General features: G+C 62.8%; 5 protein-coding genes, 1 tRNA gene and 1 pseudogene. 2 read left to right on the forward strand and 5 right to left on the reverse strand.

The window, feature by feature from the left end:
* Positions 1–436: TRAP transporter large permease subunit (locus tag MAXJ12_RS16155; protein ID WP_008836990.1), on the forward strand; the 436-nt coding region annotated here is incomplete at its 5' end.
* Between the two features lie 49 nt (positions 437–485).
* Here MAXJ12_RS16155 and MAXJ12_RS16160 read toward each other — a convergent pair.
* From MAXJ12_RS16160 to MAXJ12_RS16170, 3 genes and pseudogenes are all read right to left on the reverse strand, one after another.
* Positions 486–1,549: pseudogene (locus MAXJ12_RS16160) on the reverse strand (4-oxalomesaconate tautomerase).
* A 48-nt stretch (positions 1,550–1,597) separates the two neighbouring features.
* Complete coding sequence (locus tag MAXJ12_RS16165; RefSeq protein ID WP_008836992.1) at positions 1,598–2,272, reverse strand: 4-carboxy-4-hydroxy-2-oxoadipate aldolase/oxaloacetate decarboxylase; 675 nt, start codon at positions 2,270–2,272, stop codon at positions 1,598–1,600.
* A complete protein-coding gene (locus MAXJ12_RS16170) occupies positions 2,269–3,003 on the reverse strand; it encodes a PIG-L deacetylase family protein (protein WP_008836993.1) in 735 nt (244 codons plus the stop codon). Before MAXJ12_RS16170 ends, MAXJ12_RS16165 begins: the two co-directional genes overlap by 4 nt.
* 348 nt (positions 3,004–3,351) lie before the next feature.
* Between MAXJ12_RS16170 and MAXJ12_RS16175 the strand changes: the two genes are divergently transcribed.
* The gene (locus MAXJ12_RS16175; RefSeq protein ID WP_008836994.1) at positions 3,352–3,582 is read left to right on the forward strand and encodes a hypothetical protein; all 231 of its coding nucleotides are present in this window, start codon (positions 3,352–3,354) and stop codon (positions 3,580–3,582) included.
* Between the two features lie 52 nt (positions 3,583–3,634).
* Here the strand turns inward: MAXJ12_RS16175 and MAXJ12_RS16180 are convergent.
* Both MAXJ12_RS16180 and MAXJ12_RS16185 read right to left on the reverse strand, forming a co-directional pair.
* Positions 3,635–3,710 (reverse strand) — tRNA-Lys (locus MAXJ12_RS16180).
* 104 nt (positions 3,711–3,814) lie between these two features.
* Positions 3,815–4,664, reverse strand: an 850-nt coding sequence (locus MAXJ12_RS16185; RefSeq protein WP_008836995.1) for a PhzF family phenazine biosynthesis protein, incomplete at its 5' end; no start/stop codon positions are given.

Here is a 4,664-nt window from a genome sequence, read left to right on the forward strand (position 1 = left end):
CGCGCTCATCTTCAACTACATCGTCGCGGCCGAGAACGTTCCGACCTCGATTGCATCCATGCTGGATTACCTCGACCTGCAGCCGCTGGCTTTCATGCTGTTCGCCAATTTGCTGTTCCTGCTGCTCGGCTGCATTCTCGACGCCACGACCATCATCCTGGTGATCGTCCCGCTGTTTATCCCTGCCTGCACGGTGCTGGGGATCGATCTGGTCTATTTCGGCGTGGTGATGGTGGTGAACGTCATGGTCGGGCTGATCACGCCGCCCTATGGCATGCTGCTCTTCGTCATCAACGGAGCCACGGGCATACCGATCCGCGACATCGTGCGCGAGATCGTTCCCTATATGCTCTCGCTGTTCGTGGCGCTGCTTGTCCTGATCCTGATGCCTGACCTTACGCTCTGGCTCCCACGGCAGTTCGGATATCAGGGGTGAGTAGTGACGTGATCTGAACCGTTGTCAGAGGCCCGGCGACAAGAATCCATCACGCAAACACCCGACCGTCGAACAATTTACGCGCCGTGCGCACGAATGAGGCCTGGCCGAGGCCGTAAGGCTGCGTATCGTCAAGCCGAAGCAATATCTCCATCTGACCGGTCGGATGCTCGACCGCGACGGTCTTCTCACCGCCTCCGGAAGCATCGCCAGGCCAGCAGCAGGACTTTCGGGGAACAGGCACGCGGTCGCGACGCTTAAAGCGCCGAACACGCCGATCGACGCATGCACGCGATGGGGAATGAAACTCCGCGTCATGATCGCCCCGCCGTGCTGCGGCGGCGCCACCAGCGTCATCTTGGGCACCGATTTCTGCGACACGTCGCCCAGATTCATCAGCGGTCCGGCCGCCAGCCGGATCTTCTCGACGCGTGCCTTGACCTCGTCCGCGGCTTCCAATTCGGCCCGGCTCTCATACCCTGTCAGCCCGAAATCAGCGGCCCGCATCACGACGACCGGCATGCCGTTGTCGATCAGGGTGCAGGCCACGCCATCAATTTCCGTAAGCGCAGTGCCCGTCGGCAGCAGTGCGCCGCAACTGGAACCGGCCGCGTCCGCAAAGCTGAGAAAGACAGGGGCAGCCGGGTTGGGAACCCCGTCGATGCGGGCATCGCCGTCATAGACGGGTCGTCCATTCTCCGTACGGATTGTCGCGATGGCCGTTTGCGCCGTGTTCTCCATGTAGATGCGCACCTGCGTTTCGCCATGGGCAGGCTTGACGAGCCCGCGCTCGATGGCAAAGGCGCCGATGCCAGCGAGGATGTTGCCGCAATTCTGGCTGTCCGACACCAGCGCCTGTTCGACGAACACCTGCAGGAAAAGATAATCCACGTCGATGCCAAGCCGCTCCGACTTGCGGACCACCGCCACCTTGCTGGTCAGCGGGTCCGCGCCGCCGATCCCGTCGATCTGACGCGGATCGGGCGAGCCCATGATGCGCAGCAGGAGCGCGTCTCGCGCGGCCTTGTCGGCCGGCAGGTCCTCAGCGAGGAAGTAGGCGCCTTTCGAAGTGCCGCCCCTCATCATCATGCAGACAATGCCGTCAGAGTTCATGTCGTACTACCCTGTTTGCCCAAGATCGTCCGCCATGCCGCCCATGCATCAATCGATGTACTTCAGACCCTTGGCAGCAAGCGCATCGCGCATTCCGTAGATGTCGAGCCCCAGTTCTCCGGCGGCGAGACGCTCGCGCGTGCTTGCCTCCTTCTCCAGCCGCACGCGCGAAGCGGACAGGGCCTCGCCGGCCTGTTCACGCGGCGCCACCATGACGCCGTCGTCGTCGGCGATGATCACATCGCCGGGGTTCACTTGCGCTCCCGCGCAGACGATCGGCACGTTCACCGAGCCCAGCGTCGCCTTCACCGTTCCCTGCGCCGATATCGAACGGGACCAGACGGGAAAGCCCAACTCCTCAAGCTCTATCACGTCGCGCACGCCCGCATCGATGACCAGGCCGCGGACGCCTCGCGCTTTTAGGGAGGTCGCCAGAAGGTCGCCGAAATAGCCGGCGTCACTCGGCGAGGTCGGCGCAACGACCAGAATGTCGCCGTCCCGGCACTGCTCCACCGCGACATGGATCATCCAGTTGTCGGCCGGCGGTATCGAGACCGTGACAGCGCTGCCCGCAATGCGCGCGCCGCGCCAGATCGGGCGCATGTGTGACTGCATCAGGCCGATACGGCCCATGGCTTCGTGAACGGTCGCGACGCCGCACGCGGCCAGCGCATCGACGATTGCGGGATCGGCTCGGGCGACGTTACGGCGAACGATGTTCATGCCAGCGCTCCATGGCCGAGCGTCCCGGTGACATGCGGGAAGACCGCCTCATAGCCCTCGCCATAGGTGATCTTGTGGTCCGAATTACGGGAGGCCTGCGCGCCGCGCTGCAGAGCCACACGGGTATAATAGTCCCAAAGGTGCTCCTGCCCTTCCATGCACTTGATGGCGGCCAGTTTCTTCTCCCAGACCTTGGTGATGTCGAGCAGGAAGTTCGGCTTCCAGTTGCACTGTTCAGGCTGGTGCGGCTCGAAAAGATAGACTGGAGGCGCACCCAGAACCTGTTGCCCCGGTCTGTGCCCGTGCGCCTGGGCGATGACCCGCGCGTGCTGCGCGAACTCGGTCGCCATCGGGTGATCAAAATTGTACGGATCCTGCCGCGAATGCGACAGCATGAACTCCGGCCGGATTTCGCGGTAGAGATCGACAAGTTTGTCGAACGCATCCAGAGTGATCTGCATCGGATAATCGCCGAGGTCGTAGAACCGGATATCGTCCACGCCGAGCGCTTTCGCGGCGTTCTCGGCCTCGCGGCGACGGTCCGCCTTGACCGCATCGAGCGTCATTCCGGCTTTGCGCCATAGCTTGGCGGACTCGCCGCGCTCGCCGAATGACAGGCATACGACCGTGACCGCATAGCCTTGCTCGGCATGGGCGGCGATCGCTCCGCCGGCCCGCCATACGAAATCCGCTGAATGCGCGCTGACGACCAGCGCGGTTTTCTGGGGCATTTCCGCTCCTCCTCAAAGCTTTCGGACTTCATCATGGCCGAGCCTGCTCCGTTTCGCCAGCATTCCACGCCCGATTAACCCAGCTGCCTGAATCGCCCCTATCATCACGCAAGAGCTGGAGCGCGAACGCCTCCTAACGGTACAAAGGTTGTCTATGGGAGTTTGAGTTGACTTCGCTCGCAGCGAGGGGCTCTGTAAGCTGGACTAATCCTCCTTCCCACATCCTTTAAGGCTCGTATCATTTAGTGAACTTCTCGCCTCGGAACCTTCGATCGGATTACGAGTTCGTGCTGACTTGCCAGCCCAAAATCCGAACAGTCGCAACCATGGTGGGAGGATGATAGCGCTATGGCCAAAATGGAAAATGGAACTTCCCAGATTCTAGAGGTGCGCGTCGCGGACCTCGCATCGAAAATGCGGAGCGCCCAGGTTACCGAGGACGAGATGAGAGCTTTCCAAAAGGTCGCTGCTTTGATGGGAGGCGGATCGGGGTCCCTGCGGCTCAATGCCGATGACCTGATTGCTGCTTCCTTTGTCGCGGATGCGCTCAGCGATTCGACGCCGAGACAAAACCGCTGAACCGGGACATGCTCCCATCAGAGAGAAAAGATAAGCCAATACCAGCGGACAATGGTGGGTGCGACAGGGATCGAACCTGTGACCCGCTGATTAAGAGTCAGCTGCTCTACCAACTGAGCTACGCACCCACACCATCGGACGACCGATGCAGGCGCGATATAGCCATAGCTCCGGGGGCTGTCCAGCCCCCGGCGCGCTCATTTGCGGCAAATCGTCGGCCTGTGCCATTCGGTCACGCGTAGAGTACGCCTTCCGCGACCTTCACCGCACTGCCTCCAATGCGGGCGGCTGCCATTGCGCCGTTCGCCACGTCGATCTCCAGTCTGATACGCGAGGGACGTCCCATCTCGACGCCCTGCTCGATCCAGAAGCGCGACGGCCCGTCGGTCGGCGCGTCGAACTGCATGATCACGCCGGCGAAAGCTGCCGCCGCCGAGCCTGTCGCCGGATCCTCGTAGGAGGGATTGCCCGGCACGAACATGCGTGCGTGGAAGGAGTTGTCCCGGCTGGCCGTCTCGCGACAATAGACATAGGCGCTGGCCCTCTTGCCGTCGCCGCGCTCCGGCGAAAGTTCCCGCCAGGCCCGATTGTCGAGCCGCGCCCGCCGCGCCGCGTCGAGGCCGGAAACCGGTATGGTGATATAGGGCACCCCGGCCGACCACAGATCGACGCGATGGTTCTCGAAGCCGATCTCATGCGGCGCGAGGCCGACCGCAGCACCTATTGCTGCGGCATCCGCCGAAAGCGCCAGTTTTTCGGGCAGTTGCGGCAGGTCGAATTCGGCGAAGGTCGCGGCCTTTCCGCCGGTCACGGCGCAGCGCACCGGGCCGATATTCTCTTCCAGAACGAAGATAGCGGCGCCCTCGCCTGCTTCGGCCTCGTGCAGCGCGATCGCCGTGCCGACCGTCGGATGGCCGGCAAACGGCATCTCGTAGGCCGGCGTGAAGATGCGTACCCGGGCGCGGTGCGATCCGTCCTGCGGCGGCGTCACGAAACTCGTCTCGGAGAGGTTGAATTCGCCGGCTATGCGCTGCATGGCGGCAGTGTCGAGCCCAACTGCATCGAGCACTATGGCGAGCGGG

Source organism: Mesorhizobium alhagi CCNWXJ12-2, from assembly GCF_000236565.1.
In the GTDB taxonomy this organism is placed as follows: domain Bacteria; phylum Pseudomonadota; class Alphaproteobacteria; order Rhizobiales; family Rhizobiaceae; genus Allomesorhizobium; species Allomesorhizobium alhagi.

Coding starts and splice junctions, on each gene's coding strand:
- MAXJ12_RS16165 (WP_008836992.1), bottom strand. CDS start 2,272: ATGAACATCGTTCGCCGTAACGTCGCCCGAGCCGATCCCGCAATCGTC.
- MAXJ12_RS16170 (WP_008836993.1), bottom strand. CDS start 3,003: ATGCCCCAGAAAACCGCGCTGGTCGTCAGCGCGCATTCAGCGGATTTC.
- MAXJ12_RS16175 (WP_008836994.1), top strand. CDS start 3,352: ATGGCCAAAATGGAAAATGGAACTTCCCAGATTCTAGAGGTGCGCGTC.